This window comes from Streptomyces sp. NBC_00659 (assembly GCF_036226925.1).
Classification (GTDB): domain Bacteria; phylum Actinomycetota; class Actinomycetes; order Streptomycetales; family Streptomycetaceae; genus Streptomyces.
Genome location: NZ_CP109031.1, coordinates 7,351,068 through 7,367,849 on the forward strand (window position 1 = coordinate 7,351,068; position 16,782 = coordinate 7,367,849).

General features: G+C 71.1%; 17 protein-coding genes and 1 pseudogene. 9 read left to right on the forward strand and 9 right to left on the reverse strand.

Annotated features, from left to right (window positions below; translation table 11 throughout):
• Window positions 1-56 precede the first annotated feature (56 nt).
• Window positions 57-191, reverse strand: a pseudogene (locus tag OG410_RS42660) (hypothetical protein); the annotation flags it as partial.
• Between the two features lie 11 nt (window positions 192-202).
• On the opposite strand from OG410_RS42660, the gene OG410_RS32045 reads away from it, so the two are divergent.
• Window positions 203-325, forward strand: coding sequence for a hypothetical protein (locus OG410_RS32045; protein WP_329302287.1), 123 nt, complete (start codon window positions 203-205; stop codon window positions 323-325).
• Between the two features lie 130 nt (window positions 326-455).
• Here OG410_RS32045 and OG410_RS32050 read toward each other — a convergent pair whose 3' ends face one another.
• From OG410_RS32050 to OG410_RS32070, 5 genes are all read right to left on the reverse strand, one after another.
• On the reverse strand, window positions 456-656 hold the full coding sequence (locus tag OG410_RS32050) for a hypothetical protein (protein ID WP_329302288.1): 201 nt from the start codon (window positions 654-656) through the stop codon (window positions 456-458).
• A 310-nt stretch (window positions 657-966) separates the two neighbouring features.
• Window positions 967-1,638 carry a hypothetical protein gene (locus OG410_RS32055; protein WP_329302289.1) on the reverse strand — a complete coding sequence of 224 codons (672 nt, stop codon included), beginning with the start codon at window positions 1,636-1,638 and terminating at the stop codon, window positions 967-969.
• On the reverse strand, window positions 1,635-2,237 hold the full coding sequence (locus tag OG410_RS32060) for a sigma-70 family RNA polymerase sigma factor (protein WP_329302290.1): 603 nt from the start codon (window positions 2,235-2,237) through the stop codon (window positions 1,635-1,637). The genes OG410_RS32055 and OG410_RS32060 overlap by 4 nt, the downstream gene beginning before the upstream one ends.
• A 797-nt stretch (window positions 2,238-3,034) precedes the next feature.
• Entirely contained in the window at window positions 3,035-3,793 is a 759-nt protein-coding gene (locus tag OG410_RS32065; protein ID WP_329302291.1) for a YqjF family protein, read from the reverse strand.
• 333 nt (window positions 3,794-4,126) lie between these two features.
• Window positions 4,127-5,272 (reverse strand): serine hydrolase domain-containing protein, encoded by a 1,146-nt coding sequence (locus OG410_RS32070; RefSeq protein WP_329302292.1) that lies wholly within the window; start codon window positions 5,270-5,272, stop codon window positions 4,127-4,129.
• 344 nt (window positions 5,273-5,616) lie between these two features.
• Between OG410_RS32070 and OG410_RS32075 the strand changes: the two genes are divergently transcribed.
• From OG410_RS32075 to OG410_RS32095, 5 genes are all read left to right on the forward strand, one after another.
• The gene (locus tag OG410_RS32075) at window positions 5,617-6,165 is read left to right on the forward strand and encodes an RNA polymerase sigma factor (RefSeq protein WP_329302293.1); all 549 of its coding nucleotides are present in this window, start codon (window positions 5,617-5,619) and stop codon (window positions 6,163-6,165) included.
• Window positions 6,162-6,980, forward strand: a complete 819-nt coding sequence (locus tag OG410_RS32080) for a zf-HC2 domain-containing protein (RefSeq protein ID WP_329302294.1) — start codon at window positions 6,162-6,164, stop codon at window positions 6,978-6,980. The genes OG410_RS32075 and OG410_RS32080 overlap by 4 nt, the downstream gene beginning before the upstream one ends.
• Window positions 6,981-7,075: 95 nt before the next feature.
• Window positions 7,076-7,885: an ABC transporter ATP-binding protein gene (locus OG410_RS32085; protein WP_329302295.1), complete on the forward strand. Its 810-nt coding sequence runs from the start codon at window positions 7,076-7,078 to the stop codon at window positions 7,883-7,885.
• Window positions 7,882-9,264: a hypothetical protein gene (locus tag OG410_RS32090; protein ID WP_329304309.1), complete on the forward strand. Its 1,383-nt coding sequence runs from the start codon at window positions 7,882-7,884 to the stop codon at window positions 9,262-9,264. The genes OG410_RS32085 and OG410_RS32090 overlap by 4 nt, the downstream gene beginning before the upstream one ends.
• Entirely contained in the window at window positions 9,261-9,836 is a 576-nt protein-coding gene (locus OG410_RS32095) for a hypothetical protein (RefSeq protein ID WP_329302296.1), read from the forward strand. Before OG410_RS32090 ends, OG410_RS32095 begins: the two co-directional genes overlap by 4 nt.
• A 204-nt stretch (window positions 9,837-10,040) precedes the next feature.
• Here OG410_RS32095 and OG410_RS32100 read toward each other — a convergent pair whose 3' ends face one another.
• Together OG410_RS32100 and OG410_RS32105 are read right to left on the reverse strand one after the other, a co-directional pair.
• On the reverse strand, window positions 10,041-10,874 hold the full coding sequence (locus tag OG410_RS32100; protein WP_329302297.1) for an alpha/beta fold hydrolase: 834 nt from the start codon (window positions 10,872-10,874) through the stop codon (window positions 10,041-10,043).
• A gap of 141 nt (window positions 10,875-11,015) precedes the next feature.
• On the reverse strand, window positions 11,016-12,272 hold the full coding sequence (locus tag OG410_RS32105) for an FAD-dependent oxidoreductase (protein WP_329302298.1): 1,257 nt from the start codon (window positions 12,270-12,272) through the stop codon (window positions 11,016-11,018).
• A gap of 221 nt (window positions 12,273-12,493) precedes the next feature.
• Here OG410_RS32105 and OG410_RS32110 point away from each other — a divergent pair, with 221 nt between their 5' ends.
• The gene (locus tag OG410_RS32110) at window positions 12,494-12,952 is read left to right on the forward strand and encodes a MarR family winged helix-turn-helix transcriptional regulator (RefSeq protein ID WP_329302299.1); all 459 of its coding nucleotides are present in this window, start codon (window positions 12,494-12,496) and stop codon (window positions 12,950-12,952) included.
• Window positions 12,953-13,027: 75 nt separating this feature from the next.
• Here the strand turns inward: OG410_RS32110 and OG410_RS32115 are convergent, their stop codons facing one another.
• On the reverse strand, window positions 13,028-13,477 hold the full coding sequence (locus tag OG410_RS32115; RefSeq protein WP_329302300.1) for a DUF5707 domain-containing protein: 450 nt from the start codon (window positions 13,475-13,477) through the stop codon (window positions 13,028-13,030).
• A gap of 246 nt (window positions 13,478-13,723) precedes the next feature.
• On the opposite strand from OG410_RS32115, the gene OG410_RS32120 reads away from it, so the two are divergent.
• Complete coding sequence (locus OG410_RS32120) at window positions 13,724-16,072, forward strand: sensor histidine kinase (RefSeq protein ID WP_329302301.1); 2,349 nt, start codon at window positions 13,724-13,726, stop codon at window positions 16,070-16,072.
• On the forward strand, window positions 16,069-16,752 hold the full coding sequence (locus OG410_RS32125) for a response regulator transcription factor (RefSeq protein ID WP_329302302.1): 684 nt from the start codon (window positions 16,069-16,071) through the stop codon (window positions 16,750-16,752). The genes OG410_RS32120 and OG410_RS32125 overlap by 4 nt, the downstream gene beginning before the upstream one ends.
• Window positions 16,753-16,782: the final 30 nt, after the last annotated feature.

The following is a 16,782-nucleotide window of genomic DNA, read 5'->3' on the forward strand; positions in this document are numbered from 1 at the left end:
ATCTGCTCGGCGAACGTCACCGCCGAACAACGGGCGGTGAGGCCTTTGAAACGGCGCACTGTCAGCTCGATCGCGACCGGGGCACCGCCGACGGGAACGTCAGCGAGTCGTCTCAAGTACCGGCCGAGCACTCGCCATGACGGCATCGTGCACGCCGGGCATCTCGCCGGGAGCGTACATCCCCAAAACACCCGTCCTGAAAGTGGATCAGGCCCTGCACGCTGTCGAGAAGGCCGGCGTCAACCGGTGCTCGCTGGGCGGCGCCGTCCAAGAGGCGGAGCCGCTGCTGAACGGGTTCGACTGCGGTTTCGGCCCCGACAGCTGAGATCCCGTATCCCGAAGGCACGGCAAGCCACCGGCCACAGGATCGGCAGCTTGCTCTCCTTGTGGAAGAGCGTGAACGGCGGGTCGGCGAAGACGAAGCGGGCCCACCCTGGGGTGGGCCCGTCGCAGCGTCAGCGGCGGCTCTCCCACCACAGGACGAGCAGGGTCACGGCGCCGCTGCCGAGCTTGTACGCAGCGCCCTGCAGGAACTCGCCCGGGACGTTGCGTCCCTGCTGGGCCATCCATTTCCGCAGGTGACGGGTGGTTTTGGTGCGGCGCTTGCCCCAGCGGGACGGGTGCTTGGGCGAGCGTTTCGCGTTACTCTCCTCCATACGGAGTTCCTCTCGTTGATAGGCGTGCGGGAACATCGCGCAGGGAGCCCTCCCAACTCAGTGGCCTACGAAACCCGTTGGGGACGCAGGGCTCCTTCTGCGCGTTTCGGGAAGTCTGGCGACGGCCTCCGACACCCGGTGATCTCCTGTCGGGCCCGGCAACGCCCGGCAACGCCGAGCCATTTCCGGCAACATCCAACTACCGGTGGCCGTGATGAAACCGCAGGTGGAGCCACACTGACCTCTGGAACGTGCAGCACGTCACACGCATGTTCCGTCGGCGTGATCCGCGGTCTCATTTCCGGCAGGGTCAGCGGCGGGTGAAGTCGTGCATCAGATCCGCGAGACGCTGATCGGGGCGCTGGACGATGATGCAGGAGTCGGTCTTCGCGGTGGCCAGGCGGTCGACCTCCATCTCCAGTCCCCCGGTGGGGGCGCTGGCGAGGCTGGCGCCGGTCCTGCGGACGTACAACGCGACGGCTTCCAGGGTGTCGAGGAAGGTGCCGTCGGGGGCTTCGGAGTCGAGGACGTCGTCGGTGACCTCGTGCAGCCAGTGCCGTGCCTCGCGGGATTCACCGAGGGCGAGGTGATGCAGGTGCAGGCAGTAGGCGGCGGCGCGGTGGCCGGCCCCGGCGGCGAGCTGCCACCAGAACTGCGCGCTCTCGCGGTGGTCGGTCAGGTGGAGCAGGCAGGCGAAGACGAGGGCGCCGTCAACGTCCAGGTGGCTGTGGTCTGCGGGCGTTTCGGGTTCCTGGGCGAGTCGGTCGACGTGGTCGGCGGCGTCGGGCCTGTTGAGGATCCAGCGGCACACCACGGACAGCCGTTGTCCGGCCTGGGCGGCGCGGACGGTGTCCGGGTGCGGCTTGGCCGCGACGGTGGCGGCGTCGGCGGCGAGGCGGCGCAGGGCGGCGCCGACGTCGAAGGCGCCACGCGGACCGGTGGCGATACGGGCGTCGGCCAGAAGTTCATCGATGGCGGTCACTGTCCTGCCCCCTTCTTGCTCTTGCCGGGCGCCGCAGGCAGGCCCAGCCGGATGCGCAGGCGTTCCTTGCCCTTGCGTCCGTGGTAGTCGACGGTGCGGATGTCCAGGCCCATGTAGCGGGCGATCCGCTTGGTGGAGTAGCCGAGCAGGTGGCGCAGGACGGTCACGGTGAACTGGCGGGTGGGCAGCTCCAGGATCGCCTCGTACAGGCCGCCGGCGCTGCTGCTGAGCTCCAGTTGGCTGCGGACCGCCTCCAGGTTCATGGCTATCGGGCCGTTGATGAGGAACGCCGGCGGGCGTCCGTCCTCGTCGAGGCGGCGGGTGACACCGCGGTGCAGTACCGCAAGGGTCTGCTGTTCGAGGTCGCCCTGCTGCAGCAGTTCGTCCCAGCCTCCCAGGATCTCCAGGAACACCTGGTGGACCACCTGTTCGGCAACCCGTCGGCTGCCGAGGTGGATCTCTGCGAAGTCGTGGAAAAACTCCTGGTGCCCCAGGTAGAAGCCCTCGAAATCGAGGGGCAGTTCGGGCGGGGCCTGGACGGGCCGGCCGTGGCCGCCCTCCCGGGGCGATACGTCAGTGGTGACGTCGCCGTTGCCCATGCAGTCCTCCAGGCGGTGAACCGGCCTCTCCGTTGAGGCCGGCGGGTTGGGACGCGGGCCAACTGGCCCGCGTGAGCGCCTCGTTGGGTCGGGCCCTCACGCACCACCCTGTCGCTTTTCGGGTCCTGAAACTCATGTGGTTCTCGAAAATCGTGACCCTGCGATCTTCTCCATAAACGGAACGTGATTCCGGTATGGGATCGCACGTTCGAATATGGGGGTGAGCTGCGGCGATGCAGGCAGGCGTGAAAGTCCTGATTTCTGGAACCGCCGGGCTCGTGGCGCAGGTCACATCGTCCTCGGTACTTCGTGGACATCCCGTGAAGCGCAAGCCGTCACAGGTGGCCGTTGTGCGCGCAGAGCAGATCTGCCGTCACCCGATCGGGGAAGGCGGAGTGTTGCGGGTGAACAGTGCGACGTCGGCCGGATGTGGCCCGTTCCGGGGCGGGGCACGTTTGATTCTCCCCGGATTCTCCCCAGGGATGACCCTGGCTGCGGGCAGGGAGGGGTGGGAACCCGGTGCGTATGAGGTGCCGGCTCTGACCTGCGGAAAAGGGAGCTTTGTCGGTGGAGGCCGGCGACTTGGCCCGGGGCTGACTCCGGCAACCCGGTACGGGCAGGGCCCCGAACGCGGCCACTGCGGCACTACGGCACTGCTGGCCGTACTGGCCGGCAGGTTCACCGTTGTTCTGTTCGTGGCTGTGGCCGTGGCCCGGCCGTGGCCCGCCTGTGGAAGACCCGATCGTCTGGGGTGCCCAAGGCCTTCACGGCATGTCCGGCCGCGACCCGGGGCCTCTTCATGGAGTCGGCGACGATGTTCGACGGGACCGGATCGGGAACCCGAGGCGGACAGGGACACCGGGCGAGTACAGGACGCTGACCGGGGCGTCACGGGGCGCGGGGATCCCGGCCGCCACGAGCAGGTTCTCCTCGCACGTGATCAGCTCGGCGCGGTACAGGGGCCAGCGCGGGTGGTCGTTGGGAAGATACTCCGAGCCGCCGAAGAACGCGTTGTGCATACCCCACCGGGCAGTGAGGAAGTGCTCCAGCTCGGTGGGCTCCTCGATGCGTTCACCGGTGCGCACGGTGATCCGGCTGTGCGCCCCTCGAGGGCCGGGCCGGCGGCGGGAACTCGAGTACGCGACGGTGTCCCCGTCGGACCGTATGTCCATCCGCGACCACAGATACGGCAGCCGAAACCCGAGACGCCCGATCAGCGCCGGGAGCAGCCGTGCCGCGTCCATCGACCGGAAGACGACCCCGCGACGCCCCTGCGCGTCGACCGAGTAGAGCCGCACGTTGGTCTCCGGGAAGGATCCGAGGTACGGCATCCCGGGCAGGCGCAGCAGTCCGACCTTGTGCATCCGAAAGGCGACGAGCCCCACGTGGGCAACCCCGTGATGGGTATCGGGGACGGTCCCGCTCGGCAACAGCCCGGCGACGGCGTCGGGTTCGACGGCCCAGTGGATGAACGTGAGGTCGAGCCACTGTTGGGTGAAGAGGGGACGGTCCACGGATGCGGGAGCGTCGGGCGTGACCGAGGCGGGCGATTGCATGCCACCAGAATGACCGAAGCCACCAACACCAATGATCGGTCCGCGCGTTGAGCATGTGGTTCTCGGGGGGCCTCCATGTCCTTCGTCAAGCGAGGCGTGGGGTTCTGGGCTCATGGAAGGTTCCTCGTGGAAGGTGCCGTCGCGGAGCATCGCGAACAGCACGTCGATCCGCTGTCGGGCAAGGCGGAGGAGGGCTTGTGCGTGGGCCTTTCCGCGGGCCCGCGGCTCCTCATCAGCGGTCGAGTCGTCGTGCGGCCCCGGGCGGCCGGATGTCACAGGAACCATTGAAGGCAACCGCCCCAAGCCGTGCCCGGGCCAAACGGGGGGAGGGTTTCAGTTCGTGGCGTCGAGAGCTTCGTAGACGTGCCTGATGTAGCTGTGGGTGCGCTCCGAGCCGAGGATCCCGTCGCCCAGCCGGTTCATCGTGTACGCGAAGGTGATGCGCCGGTCGAGGTCCATCATGACGACCGAACCGCCCCGGCCGACCCAGAAGCAGATCGTTCCGGTGGGCATGCCCGGCATCGTCCTCGGGTCGGCGAGCGCGTAGCCGATGCCCCAGCGCACGGGAACGCCCAGGACCAAGTCGACCCCGTCGGCCTGTACGTCGAAGATCTTGTCCACCGTGTCCGCGGAAAGGAGCCGGAAGCCGTCCGCCTCGCCGCGTCGTGAGATCACGGAGAGGGCACGGGCCATGCCTCGTGCGTTGCTGTGTCCGTTGAGGGCTCCGAGTTCGGCGTTGCGCCATTGCGGGGTGTCGACGTGCTCGTCCCGGGCGGGGCTTCCGAGCAGTGTCCTGGCGAAGATCGCCTCAGGGTCGAAATCGGCGGGTACTCCGGAGATCTGCGGCGCCACCAGCCCGGCGATACGCGGCCAGTCGGCCTCCCGCGCACCGATCTGGACGTCGGCGTCCAGTCGTTTGGCGATCTCGGTGTCGACGAACTCGGTCAGAGTGCGGCCACTGACGCGTCGGACGAGCTCTCCCACAAGCTGCCCCTGGGTCTGCATGTGGTAGCCCGCGGCGGTCCCCGGCTTCCACCAGGGCGCCTGTCCGGCCAGCCGGGCGCTCGCCGTCGGCCAATCGCAGAGGTCGTCCATGGTGAAGGGCTGCTGCCAGCCGGAGAGCCCTGACGTGTGCGCCAGGACGTGCCGCACCTCGACGTCCTGCTTGCCCTGGGCGCCGAACTCGGGCCAGTACTCCGCGACCGGGCGGTCAAGGTCCAGTGCCCCCCGATCGACGAGTACGAGGGCGGCCAGACTGCTGAGGGTCTTGGTGGTCGACCACAGGGTGACCAACGTGTCCTCGCTCCACGGAACGGTCCGTGCCTCGTCGGCGTGCCCACCCCATAGGTCGACTTCCATGACTCCGTCGACATCGACGGCGATCGACGCCCCCAGCTCGTCACCGGACTCGATGTGCGCTGCCAGTGCTGCTCGGACCGGTTCGAACCGGGCAGTGGTTTTTCCCTCGACGGTAGCCATGATTTTCTCCGCTGTGGACGACAGTCGTTCATGTGTTCAAACGATGAGTCGGCAACTTGGTTCACGCTCCGCGCCAGGACTTGGAGGAAACGGTCCTTTCGCCGGTGGGGCGACTCGCCGTGAACTGTCGTACGCAGCCGTCATCCCGGGGCATGTCATCAGGCGCCGTCAGTGACCGCCGGGTTCGGCCCTCGGTACTGGTGGACTCACGTATTCGACTGCGGTGCGCCCACCTCGCTGACGCTCCGGCGTGCTCCGGCCGTCCGCCCTCGTGTGTGACGGGGATCACGGCGAGGGTAAAACCTGCCGTCCGGGCCGGGCGTCTAGAGGGTGTGAGATCAGCGATGAAGGCACCCGGCGAACCAGACGAGGAACGTCTCGTCCGGATGGTGGCCAGGGGCGACCGTGCCGCGTTCGAGGAGCTGTACCGGCGTACATCGCCATGGATGGCGGTGCGGCTGCGCCGCCGCTGCGCGGACGACGAGATCGTCGCCGAGGTCATGCAGGAGACGTATCTGGCGGTGTGGCGCGCGGCGGGTGCGTTCGCGGGGTCCTCGGTGGGCGGGACCGCCGTCGGCTGGCTGTGGACCATCGCGGCACGCCGCCTCGTCGACGCCTTCCGGCGCAGGGCGCACCACGCCGGGCCGCCGCCGACCGCCGCTCCCCCCGACGCGGTGCCCGCCGCCGAGGACGAGGTGCTCGCGACGACCGTCGGCGGTGACGTCGGCGACGCGCTGCGACGCCTCGCGCCGGAGCTCAGGCAGGTACTGCAGGCCATGGTGCTCGACGGGCTGTCCGTCCGGGAGACCGCGGTCCTGCTCGGGCTGCCCGAGGGCACGGTCAAGACCCGTGCCCGCCGGGCCCGGAACGTCATCCGGAAGGAGCTGGCATGAATGTGGAGCACGCGTCGATGCGGATCATCGACGGGTACGCGCGCGGTGACACGGACCTCGCCGCCGACGAGGTGTGGGCCCTGGAGGCCCACCTGGAGGCGTGCCGGGTGTGCCGTGACCGGCTGTCGACCGCCGTCACGGCCGAGGCGCCCGTCGTGGCGGCGCTGGTCGGCACCGTGTGGTCCGGCCTGGAGCCTCAGTTGGCCACGGCCGTCACGATGCCGTCGCGCAGGCGCCGGCCGGCGCGGCTGTCGGTGTGGATGACGCCGGTGATGGTGCCGTGGCTGGCCATGGTCGCGAGCGTGACGCTGCTCGCGCTGCTGCTGGACGTGGCCGACACCGGTACCGGCGAGGTGTCGCTGGTGCTGCTGCTCGCCCCGGTCCTGCCCGTCCTCGGCGTCGCGGCGTCGTGGTCGCGCGGCCTGGACCCGGCGTACGAGCTGACGGCCTCCGTGCCCAGGGCCGGGCTCCACCTGCTGCTGCGGCGCACCGCGTCCGTACTCGTCGTGGTCGTCCCCGCGCTGCTGGCGGGCGGATGGGTGACGGGGACGACGGCCGCGCAGTGGCTGCTGCCCTGCCTCGCCTTCACCTCGGCGACTCTGGCGCTCGGCGGCGTCGTCGGCGTGACCCGCGCCGCCGTCGCGCTCGTGGCGTTGTGGGCCGCCGTGATCGTGGCGCCGACCCTGGCCGCCGGCCGTACGGCCTTCGCCCTGCGGACGGACGGTCTGCCGGTGTGGGGCCTGATCCTCGCGCTCGGCGTCGGTGTCGTGATCGTCCGCAGGGACGCGTACTCCGTGCTGGGAGCCCATCGATGACCATCGGAAAGGAACAGCCGTACCCGGAACCCCTGGGCCCCACCGATCTTACGAATGACCGGTTCAGACCCACATCAAGAAAGGTAGGGAACCACATGACGTCCGCCGTGAGCGCGGCCGACATCGCACCGACGGCCTACGCCTGGGAGATCCGGGCCACCGGGCTGAAGGTCAGGGCCGGAAGGAAACGGATGGCCGTCGACGGGCTCGACCTGTCCCTGGGCACCGGCGTACACGGTCTCCTCGGACCCAACGGGGCGGGAAAGACCACCCTTATCCGGACGCTGGCCACCGTACTGCGCCCCACCGAGGGCACCCTCGAACTGCTCGGCGAGCCCGCAGGCCGCCTGGGCGAGCAGCGTGCGCTGCGTCGCCGGATCGGCTATCTGCCGCAGGAGTTCGGCTACTACAGACGGTTCACGGTGCGCGAGTTCATCGAGTACATGGCGTGGTTGAAGGAGGTGCCCAAGGCGGACATCCCCGCCGCGGTGCAACGCGCCGTGGAGCGGGTGGGGTTGGCGGACCGCGCCGACGAGAGGATGAAGGCACTGTCGGGCGGCATGGTGCGACGGGTCGGCATCGCCCAGGCCATCGTCAACGACCCGGCGATCCTGCTGCTGGACGAGCCGACGGCCGGCCTGGACCCGGCGCAGCGGCTGCGTTTCCGCGGACTGCTGCAAGAACTGGGCGAGGACACGTGCGTGGTCGTCTCGACCCATCTGGTCGAGGACGTCGCCGCCGCGTGCACCGACGTGGTGCTCTTCGCCGAGGGCCGGCTCGTCTTCCAGGGACCTCCGGACGAGCTGGCCTCGGCGGGCGGCCCGGAGCACGTGGGCGACAGCCCGCTGGAGCGCGGCTACTCGGCGCTGCTGCTCAACACCGAGCAGGAAAGGGGCACATGGTGAACGTCCGCGTCCTGCGCATCGAGTCGAGGCGCTCCGTCGCCCCGTGGGCCGGGGCAGTGGTCCTGACGACCGCGCCGGCGTTCCTGTACCTGCTGAGCGGTCCGTGGTGGAAGGGCAGCGCCCTGTGGACGGCCCAGTGGACGTCCATGGCCCTGTGGACGCGCTTCCTGCTGGTCTTTCTGTGGCCGCTGGTCGTGGGGCTCGGGGCACTCCAGGGGCTGCGCGACCACCGCTCGGGAATGTCCGAGCTGCTGACGAGCACCCCGCGGCCCGCCTGGCACCGCGCGGCCACGCTGGCGGGCACGACCGCGATCACGGTGACCTCGGCCTTCGCGCTCCTCGTGCTCCAGGGCGCGGCCCAGGTGATGCTCGCGGACACCGGGTACACGCACCTCGGATGGCTGCCGATCTCGCTGGTGGGGGCACTCGCACTCGTCGCGGGGGCCGCGCTGGGCATGGGGGCCGGACGGACCCTGCCGTCCCCGCTCACCCCGCCCGTGCTGGCCGTGGGGGCCTTCGTGTTCATCAACCTGCTGCAGCAGTCGATGGAGGCGGGGATACCGACGGCCGCGGTGCCGAACCGGGTCGCGCTGCTGTCACCGGCGGTTGCGGAGGTACACGACGTGCTCCTCACTCCCGCCGCCTCTGTGCACCTCGGGCAGACGCTCTGGCTGCTCGGCATGGCCGCGACGGGCTTCGCACTGCTGGCCGCGGCCACCCCGCGCGCACGGCTGCTCGCCCTGACGCCCGTGCTGGCGGGCGCGGCGGTCGCCCTGCTCGTCCTCCCCTCCGACCCGCGCCGGACGTACGTCGTCGACGAGGCCGCCGCGGCGATGGTGTGCGACGGTCCGGTGTGCGTGACCAAGGTGCGGCAGTCACGACTCGACGGCCTCGCGGGCCCCGGCAGGAAGGCGCTGTCCCTGCTGCACGACGCCCTGGGCGGCCGGGCGCCGGACTCGATCCGTGAGAGCACCGCCCGACGGGCTCTCGGCGCCACGCCGGAACGGCCCCGCGGCGCCGTGCTCGTCGACTTCGACGACTGGGTGATCGCCGGCGCCGAGGGCGAGGAGCTGACCCGCGTCCTGCTCGCCCAGGGCATGGCTCCGGTCTGCTCCCCCCGCAGCGACGGCGAGAGCGGCACACTCCGCGAGGTCGCCGCGCAGAGCGTCGCGGCGGGCTGGGCACTCGGGGACCTCAGGCTGCTCGGTGGCAGCGTCTACTCCTCGCGTGACCAGCTCGAACTGGCCCGCCCGGTGTGGAAGGAACTCAAGACGCTGCCGCGGGCCGAACAGCTCTCGCGGATCGGCGCGATGCACGCCGCCGCGGTCTCCTGCGAGGGCGACCTTCTCGACATCCTGGCCGGCGGTGCGTCCCGGTGAGATGGCTGACGCTGTACGCACGCTCACGGCAGGTGCCCGCGTCGTTCGCCGCGGTGGTGATCAGCGCGATGGCGGTGTGGGCGCTGGCCCCGGACGGCGACGCGGGACCCGGTGATCCGCGGCTGGCCACGCTCGCCCTCGCCGCGGGGGTGACGGCGGCCTCGATCGGGCTCGGCGGACAGGACCTCGCGCTGGACCGGACGGCCGCGATCCGCTGGGCGCCCCGCAGGGCGGTGCACGTGCTGCTCATCGGCACGGTCGTCACCGCGGTGCTGCTGGCGGTGCGGACGGCGGGCGAGGACCTGGCCACCACCGCGTTCGTCGTCCGCGACTGCGCGGGCCTGACGGGTCTTTGCGCCGTCGGGGCGACGATCTGCGGCGCGCAGTACGCGTGGACGCCGCCCGTCACCTGGCTGGCGTTGTCACTCTTCGCTCCGCCCCCGACAGGCGTACCGACGCAGGTGGTCGGCTGGATGCTGCTGCCGCCCGGCACGGCCACGGGCACCTGGACAGCCCTGGTCCTCGCGGTCACCGGCACCGCGGCCTACGTCGTCGTGGGACCCAGACCGTAGCCGCGGCTGCGAGGACCTCCTGGTGCGGCAGTCCGACGGAGTCGATCGCGCACCGGGAGCGTTCGGCTCGTCGGCGGCGCGGTTCGCCGAGGACGGCGCGGCGGAGCCGGATGCCGCACGACAGCGACGGTGCCCCGTCACCGGGCAACGGTGACGGGGCGCTTGTGGTTCATCCCCCGGTGGCTGTCGGCCGTCGGGAGTCGGTCACTTGGCCAGGAAGGTGAGCAGGGCGTCGGTGACTTCCTGGGCGTGGGTCCAGAGCAGGCCGTGCGGGGCGCCGTCGATGACGGTGTAGTCGGCGTGGGGGAGCGCCTTGTGGAACGGCTCGGCGGTGGCCTCGATGGGCAGGATGCGGTCGGCGGTGCCGTGCAGGATGAGTGCGGGTACGTCGATCTTGGGGATGTCGGCGCGGAAGTCGGTGCTCCAGGTGGCCACGCAGGCCAGGGACGCGTACCAGGAGGCGCCGGCGGCGGTGTTCCAGCCGGCCCGCACGACCTCCTCGCTGATGCGGGTGCCGAGGTTCTCGTCGAGGTTGTAGAAGTCCTGGTAGAACGCGGTGAAGTAGGCGTAGCGGTCGGTGGTGACGGCCTGCTCGATGTCCTTGAAGATGCCGCCGTCGACGCCGCCGGGATTGTCGTCGGTCTTGAGCAGGAAGGGTTCGAGGGAGGCGAGGAAGGCGGCCTTGGCGATCCGGGCGGAGCCGTAGGTGCCCAGGTAGCGGCCGACTTCGCCGGTGCCCATGGAGAAGCCGACGAGGACGGCGTCGTGCAGGTCCAGGGTGGTCAGGACGGTGTCGAGGTCGGCGGCGAAGGTGTCGTAGTCGTAGCCGGTGGTGGGCCGGCTGGAGCGGCCGAAGCCGCGCCGGTCGTAGGTGATGACGCGGTAGCCGGCCTTCAGGAGGGCGGCGGACTGCTTTTCCCAGGAGTGGCCGTCGAGGGGGTAGCCGTGGATGAGTACGACGGGCTGTCCGGTGCCGTGATCCTCGTAGTAGAGGTCGATGCTGGTGGAGTTCTCCTGGCCGACGGTGATGAACGCCATGATGGTTGCTGCCTTTCGGTGAGTACGTGTCCGGTGGTGACAGTCGCGGGTGACGGTTACGTCATGGATGGCGGGCGGCTTGCGGCAGCGGCCATCGGGCGCGGGGCCGCCGCGCTGCGGCCCGGTCCGGGGATCGGAGCATCACCGCACCCCGGCGGCCGGGGTACCGCGTCCTCCGTTGTGCTCGACGACCGGAGGACGGGTCCGGTTCACCTGTACTGTCCGAAAGCCGCTTCCATGGCGGCCGAGGTCGTACCCGGCCGTGTCGAAGTCGGTCAGGACGGAGCGGTCGCGGCTGGTCCTTCGGAAGATCCGGGCGGGCGTCGCGCCGCCTGCGTGGTTCCTCGCCCTCCGCGCCCGCATGGCGGTCTCGTAGACGGCGACGGCCCGGCCGAGGTCGTCGGGGCGGGCCAGGCGGCGGGCGAGTTCGGCGCCGTCGAGCATGGCGTGGCCGGTGCCGTCGCCACGGAACGGGGACCCCAGGTGGGCGGCGTCACCGAGCAGGGTGACGCCGGGGGTGCGCGGCCAGGTGTGGGGCTGCGGGAGGACGTACACGGGCCGGTGGACGTACGGGCCGTCGTTGTCCGTGATCAGCACGCGCAGCCTCTCGTGGTAGCCGGTGAACCGCTTGAGCAGTTCGGCGCGGACGGCCGCGGTGCCGGCCGGGGCGATGCCGGCGGTGCGCCGTCGGCCGGGCTCCTCGCTCAGGACGATGCGGGCACGGATGTGCTCGCCGTCGCGCCGGCCGATCAGGCCCTTGCCGTCGCCCGTGGCGAACATCCGGCCGGAGCCGACGAGTTCGGCCACCGCCGGATGGTCACGGTCCACGTCGTGGAACCACGCCTCGAAGAACGTGACCCCGGAGTGGACGGGGATGGCGGCGCGGACCAGGGGGCGGACCGTGGACCAGGCTCCGTCGGCGCCGATGACCAGATCGGTCTCGGCCGCGGAGCCGTCATCGAATTCGAGCCGGTGGGTGCCGTCGCCGTCGGGGGTGGCCGAGAGGAGCCTGTGGCCCCAGCGGACGGTGCCCGGTTCCAGGGAGGCGGCCAGCAGTGCGTGGAGCCGGTCCCTGCCGATCACGGAGGGCGCGCTCTCGTCGGGCTCGTCGAACTCGTCGTCGACGACGAGTTCGCCTTGCGGGGTGAACATGCGCCTGCCCGGTTCCGAGGGACTTGCGGCGGCGTGGAGTTCGGCCGTCAGACCCGCTTCACGCAGAGCCCGCTGACCGAGGTCCGCGTGCAGGTCGACGATGCCGCCCCGCTCGCGGAAACCGGCCGCGGTGTCCGACTCGTACACGGTGACCTCGATGCCGTGGAGCTGCAGGACGCGGGCGCAGACCAGTCCCGCTGGGCCGGCACCGATCACGGCGATGCGAGGGGCGCTCCTGCTGGTCATGGGAATCACTCCGGTTCGGTGGTGTGCACGGGGCGGACGGGCGGTGGAGCGACGAACTGCCGGGTCGGTGGCAGGTGGGTCCCGGTCCGGGCGGGGCGGGCCCCACGGGTCACGCCGCTCGGCGGCAGGTGCCCCGGGGACGGACCACACCTCTCATTGCATGCAGTAGAGCATGCATTTGTTGGATGCTCTACATATTCTTGTGCCGTTACAGTTGTGCCATGACAAACGGAAGTGAGCACGGACAGCAGGACGACGACGCGGTCCTCGACAGCGTCGGGCCGGCGTTCTCGCGGCTCAGACGACGTGCCCCGTCCTCCGGCAAGGACCTCTCCCGCAACCTGGTGCTCAACGTCGTCGCCGAGCGGACGGGCGAGACGACGGTGGGCGCGGTCGCCGAGGAGCTCGGAGCGGACCAGTCGGTCGCCAGCCGCCTGGTGTCCGACTGCATCCAGCACGGGTACCTCAGGCGGGAGGCGTCCCAGCAGGACGGCCGGCGCACCGTACTGAGGCTGACCTCGGACGGCGAGGCGCTGCGCGACCGCTTCGCCGCGGAACAGCGCCAGGCGTTCGAGCAGATCACCCGGGACTGGCCCGCGGACGAACGCCTCCAGCTCGCCCGCCTGCTCGTCAAGTACGCGGAGGCGGCCGCCGCCCTGCGCAGACGCGAGCGGGCCTGAGCCACCACCGCGACGACGCACGGGTGGCGTCACCGGGGCCGGCCTCTCCGGGAGGGGTCCGGCCCCGGTGACGGGTCAGCGGGTGACGTCGACCGTGGCCGCGCGGGACACGAACCTCGTGTCGCCGTCCTTCGCCGTCGCCAGCACCGACAGCTGCCAGGTGCCCTTCGCGAGGTGGGCCGCGGCCGGCTGCGTCACCTTCAGGGTGTAGGTGCAGTGGGACGTCCCGGCAGAGGTGCTGCGGCACTTGGCCGTGTCCACGTACTGCAGGTCCGACTCGGTCGGGTCGAGCTTGGAGTTCGCCGGCCACGCGATGACCCTGAGCTCGCGGACACCCGAGTCGTCGCTCACGTCCGCGGTGTACGAGAGCTTCCCCGCGCTCTGCCGGGACGGAGCGGCATAACTGGCGGAGCCGTTCTTCACGGTCGGCTGCGTGTCGGTGGAGGCCATGGCGTAGCCGCCGGCCGCGATGGCTCCGAGGGCGACGACGCCGATGACGGACGGGACGAGAACGCGCTTGGACATGGTGGATCCCCCTGATGGCGAGTAAGCGGAGTGTCGTTGGGCGGGAAAGCGCGGAAGAACCTGTGGTCGGTCGGCTGCCTTCCCGATGTGATCGAGACTATGGCCGGGACCACCGGCCGGTCCTCACGCCGCGGAACGATTGCCGCGTGGAACCGCGGGTGCAGCATCTGCACCCCAGGTAAGAGAAGACGGTCCGCCTCAAGTCCGAGGACAGCCGCTCACCTGCGGCCATAGCCTTGATCTCTTATGAAGAGAACCGATGACCGGCTGCTGCCCCTCGCGCTGCTCGGCGTCCAGGCCACTGTGTGGCCGGGGGCGGACCTGATCGGCGGGAGGGTTCCGGCGGGGTCCGACCTTTTCGTGGCGGTCCTCGTCGCCGGACTGGTGACGGCCGCGCTCTCCCTGCGCCGTTCGAAACCGGTGATCGCCCTCGTCGTGGTCGCCGCGTCCTGTGCGCTGGGCTCCGGCCCCTTGCCCATCGGGGCCATGGCCGTGCTGGGGACGGCGGGCGTGGCCCTGGCCCTGTTCACGGTGGCCTGCGAACGCGACACCTTCACCGCCCTGTTGTGCGTGATGGCGCTCTCCTGCTGGCAGTCCCTGTACGGCATCAGCCTGCACGGGCTCAGTGACCGCAACGGACTCGACGTCGTCCTGACGGCCGTGCTGTACGCCGCCGCGTCCGCCGCCGGAATCCTGGTGCGGCGGAGTCGGCGCACACGGCAGGCCGCCGAACAGCGGCTGAAGCGGGCCGAGCTCGAGCGGCACCGGCTTCCGGCGGTCGAACGGCGGCGGATGGAACGGGAGTTGCACGACGTCAGTGCCCACCATCTGACGGCCGTGGTCGTCACGGCGGGTGCGGCGCTCGGGCTGCGCGACCGTCGTCCCGAACTGGTCGACGAAGCCCTCGGGTTCGCCGCCGAGACGGGCCGTGAGGTCACCCGCGCGCTCGGCGCGGTACGGGCGCCGGCGCCCTCACGGGAACAGCAGCCGTCGCCGAGGGAGCGGTTGCTGGGTCTGGTCGCCGGCTTCTCCCAGCTGGGCCGGCGCGTGGAACACGAGATCGACGCACTGCCGGATGGTGCCGTCGCGGACGCGGCGTACGGCATCGTGCGCGAGGCGCTGACCAATGTGGCGCGGCACGCGCCCGGTGCGTTCACCACCGTGACGTGCCGGTACGGCGACGCCCGCACGGAGGTCGTCGTCACCAGCGCCGCGCCGCCGGCCGGTTCGCCGGCGCACGGCGCCGGTCTCGGCTCGGGGCGCGGCCAGGGCTTTCTGCGGTCGCGGGCGCGGGAGGCGGGCGGCACCCTGACCAGCGGCCCGACGGCGGAGGGGGGTTGGGAGGTGAGCGCGGTCCTGCCCGGCCGGTTCGCCGCCGCCTCGGTGCGGCGGTCGGTCCCGTGGCAGTACCGCCTGGCGCAGCTGACGGCCGCCGTCGGTCTCGTCGTGCAACCGCTGCTTCCCCTGCTGCGCACAGGGACGGGAACCGCGTCGGCCGGCCCGGGGGTGTCGGCAGGGGTGCTCTTCGCGCTGCTGGCCGTGGGGCAGGCACTCGCGCTGCTGTGGCGGCACCGGACGCCCCGCGCCGCCCAGGGCGTCGTAGTGGGTCTGGCTCTGCTCTGGCCGGTGGCGATGTCCGTGGGTGACTACACCGGCTGGGTGCTTCTGCCGCCCCTGCTCAGCATGGCCGCCACCTGCGCGGTGGTCGCCTCCGCCGCGGCCCGCGCGACCGCCACCGGTCCGTCCGTCACCGAAGCCCGCCCGCGGCTGCCGCTGTGGGCCGGCCCGGTCGTGGCCGTGGTGGTGCACGCGGCGGCCACGACCGCCGCCCTGGTGCACCGGGGCGCGTCCCTCCCCCTCTGGGCACTCGCCGCGGAGGCGAGTGCCCAGGCGGTCCTGGTGGCCCTGGTGGTCGGCGCGGCGTGGTGGGGCGGGACCCTGCTCGGGCGTCGCCGCCGAGCTGACCGCAGCGCGCAGACGGAACATCTGGCGACGTGGACCGAGGAGGCGGTACGGGACGCCTGGGCCGAGCGTCGCCGGATCGCCACCGGGCTGGAGACGACCGTGCTGGCGCGCACCGCCGACATGGTCGCGCACGCCGAGGCGGGCCGGCTCGACGAGGTCACCGAACGCGCCCGCGAGGCTCTCGCCGCGATGCGTGCCCTGCTCGACACGGTCCGGGACGGCGAGGCCACGCCTGCGCTGCGTCCTCAGCCCACCCTCCAGGCGCTCGACCTCCTCGGTCATCAGATCCGGGCCACCGGTCGCGACGTGGAGATACGGCTCACCGACCGCATACCGAGACGGCTGCCCACCACCGTGGATCTGGCTGCCTATCATGCCTGCGAAACGGTGCTCGCGGCCGGCGGCGACGAACCGATGGTGGTGGAACTCGACGCGGACGACGCCGTGTTGACGATCACGGCGACCGGCGTTCCCGACACCGTGCGTCCCGCCCTGCACCAACAGCTGACGGCGCGGACCGCGATGGCCGGCGGGACGGTCACCGTCGGCCGGCCGGGCCCGGTACACGTCCGGCTGCCGCTGACCGCGGCGCCGGATGTGCCGCGGAACGACGAGGAGGAACAAGGATGAGCCTCAGGGTGCTGGTCGTCGACGACCAGGGCATCGTGCGGGCGGGGTTCGCCGCCGTGATCGATGCAGAGGAGGACATGACGGTCGTCGGCGAGGCCGCCAACGGTGCCGAAGCGGTACGGCTCGCCCAGGAACTGGCACCCGACGTGGTCCTCATGGACGTCCGCATGCCCGAAGTGGACGGCATCGCCGCCACCCGGATCATCACCGGCCGCCCCGACGCACCCCGCGTGCTGGTGCTGACCACCTTCGACCTCGACGCGTACGTGTTCGACGCGCTGCGCGCCGGCGCCTCCGGATTCCTCCTCAAGGACGTACACCCCGGCGAACTGCTGAACGGCATCCGGGTGGTGGCCACCGGCGAGAGCGTCCTCGCTCCGTCCGCCACCCGCCGGCTCATCGGCCACTACGCGTCCAAGCCGGGCACCGGGATCCCGGACGGCAGCACCCCTCGCGAGCTGAAGACCCTGACCGACCGTGAACGCGGCGTTCTCGGCCTGATCGCCGTCGGACTCACCAACACGGAGATCGCCCAGCACCTGGGCATCACCGTCGGCACAGTGAAGTCCCATGTCAACGCGCTGCTCCGCAAACTCGGACTACGTGACCGGGTCCAGGCGACGATCCTCGCCTACGACCTCGGCCTCGCCCACCCCAACCCGCCCCACTCACCCGCCTGACAGCCCACCGGCCACCATCATCCAGGAGCC

Bases quoted from the DNA above. Each gene is read 5' to 3' on its own strand.
- OG410_RS32115 (WP_329302300.1), bottom strand. From the start codon at position 13,477: ATGTCCAAGCGCGTTCTCGTCCCGTCCGTCATCGGCGTCGTCGCCCTC.
- OG410_RS32060 (WP_329302290.1), bottom strand. From the start codon at position 2,237: ATGGGCAACGGCGACGTCACCACTGACGTATCGCCCCGGGAGGGCGGC.
- OG410_RS32110 (WP_329302299.1), top strand. From the start codon at position 12,494: ATGACAAACGGAAGTGAGCACGGACAGCAGGACGACGACGCGGTCCTC.
- OG410_RS32100 (WP_329302297.1), bottom strand. From the start codon at position 10,874: ATGGCGTTCATCACCGTCGGCCAGGAGAACTCCACCAGCATCGACCTC.
- OG410_RS32065 (WP_329302291.1), bottom strand. From the start codon at position 3,793: ATGCAATCGCCCGCCTCGGTCACGCCCGACGCTCCCGCATCCGTGGAC.
- OG410_RS32080 (WP_329302294.1), top strand. From the start codon at position 6,162: ATGAATGTGGAGCACGCGTCGATGCGGATCATCGACGGGTACGCGCGC.
- OG410_RS32050 (WP_329302288.1), bottom strand. From the start codon at position 656: ATGGAGGAGAGTAACGCGAAACGCTCGCCCAAGCACCCGTCCCGCTGG.
- OG410_RS32120 (WP_329302301.1), top strand. From the start codon at position 13,724: ATGAAGAGAACCGATGACCGGCTGCTGCCCCTCGCGCTGCTCGGCGTC.
- OG410_RS32105 (WP_329302298.1), bottom strand. From the start codon at position 12,272: ATGACCAGCAGGAGCGCCCCTCGCATCGCCGTGATCGGTGCCGGCCCA.
- OG410_RS32070 (WP_329302292.1), bottom strand. From the start codon at position 5,272: ATGGCTACCGTCGAGGGAAAAACCACTGCCCGGTTCGAACCGGTCCGA.
- OG410_RS32085 (WP_329302295.1), top strand. From the start codon at position 7,076: ATGACGTCCGCCGTGAGCGCGGCCGACATCGCACCGACGGCCTACGCC.
- OG410_RS32075 (WP_329302293.1), top strand. From the start codon at position 5,617: ATGAAGGCACCCGGCGAACCAGACGAGGAACGTCTCGTCCGGATGGTG.
- OG410_RS32125 (WP_329302302.1), top strand. From the start codon at position 16,069: ATGAGCCTCAGGGTGCTGGTCGTCGACGACCAGGGCATCGTGCGGGCG.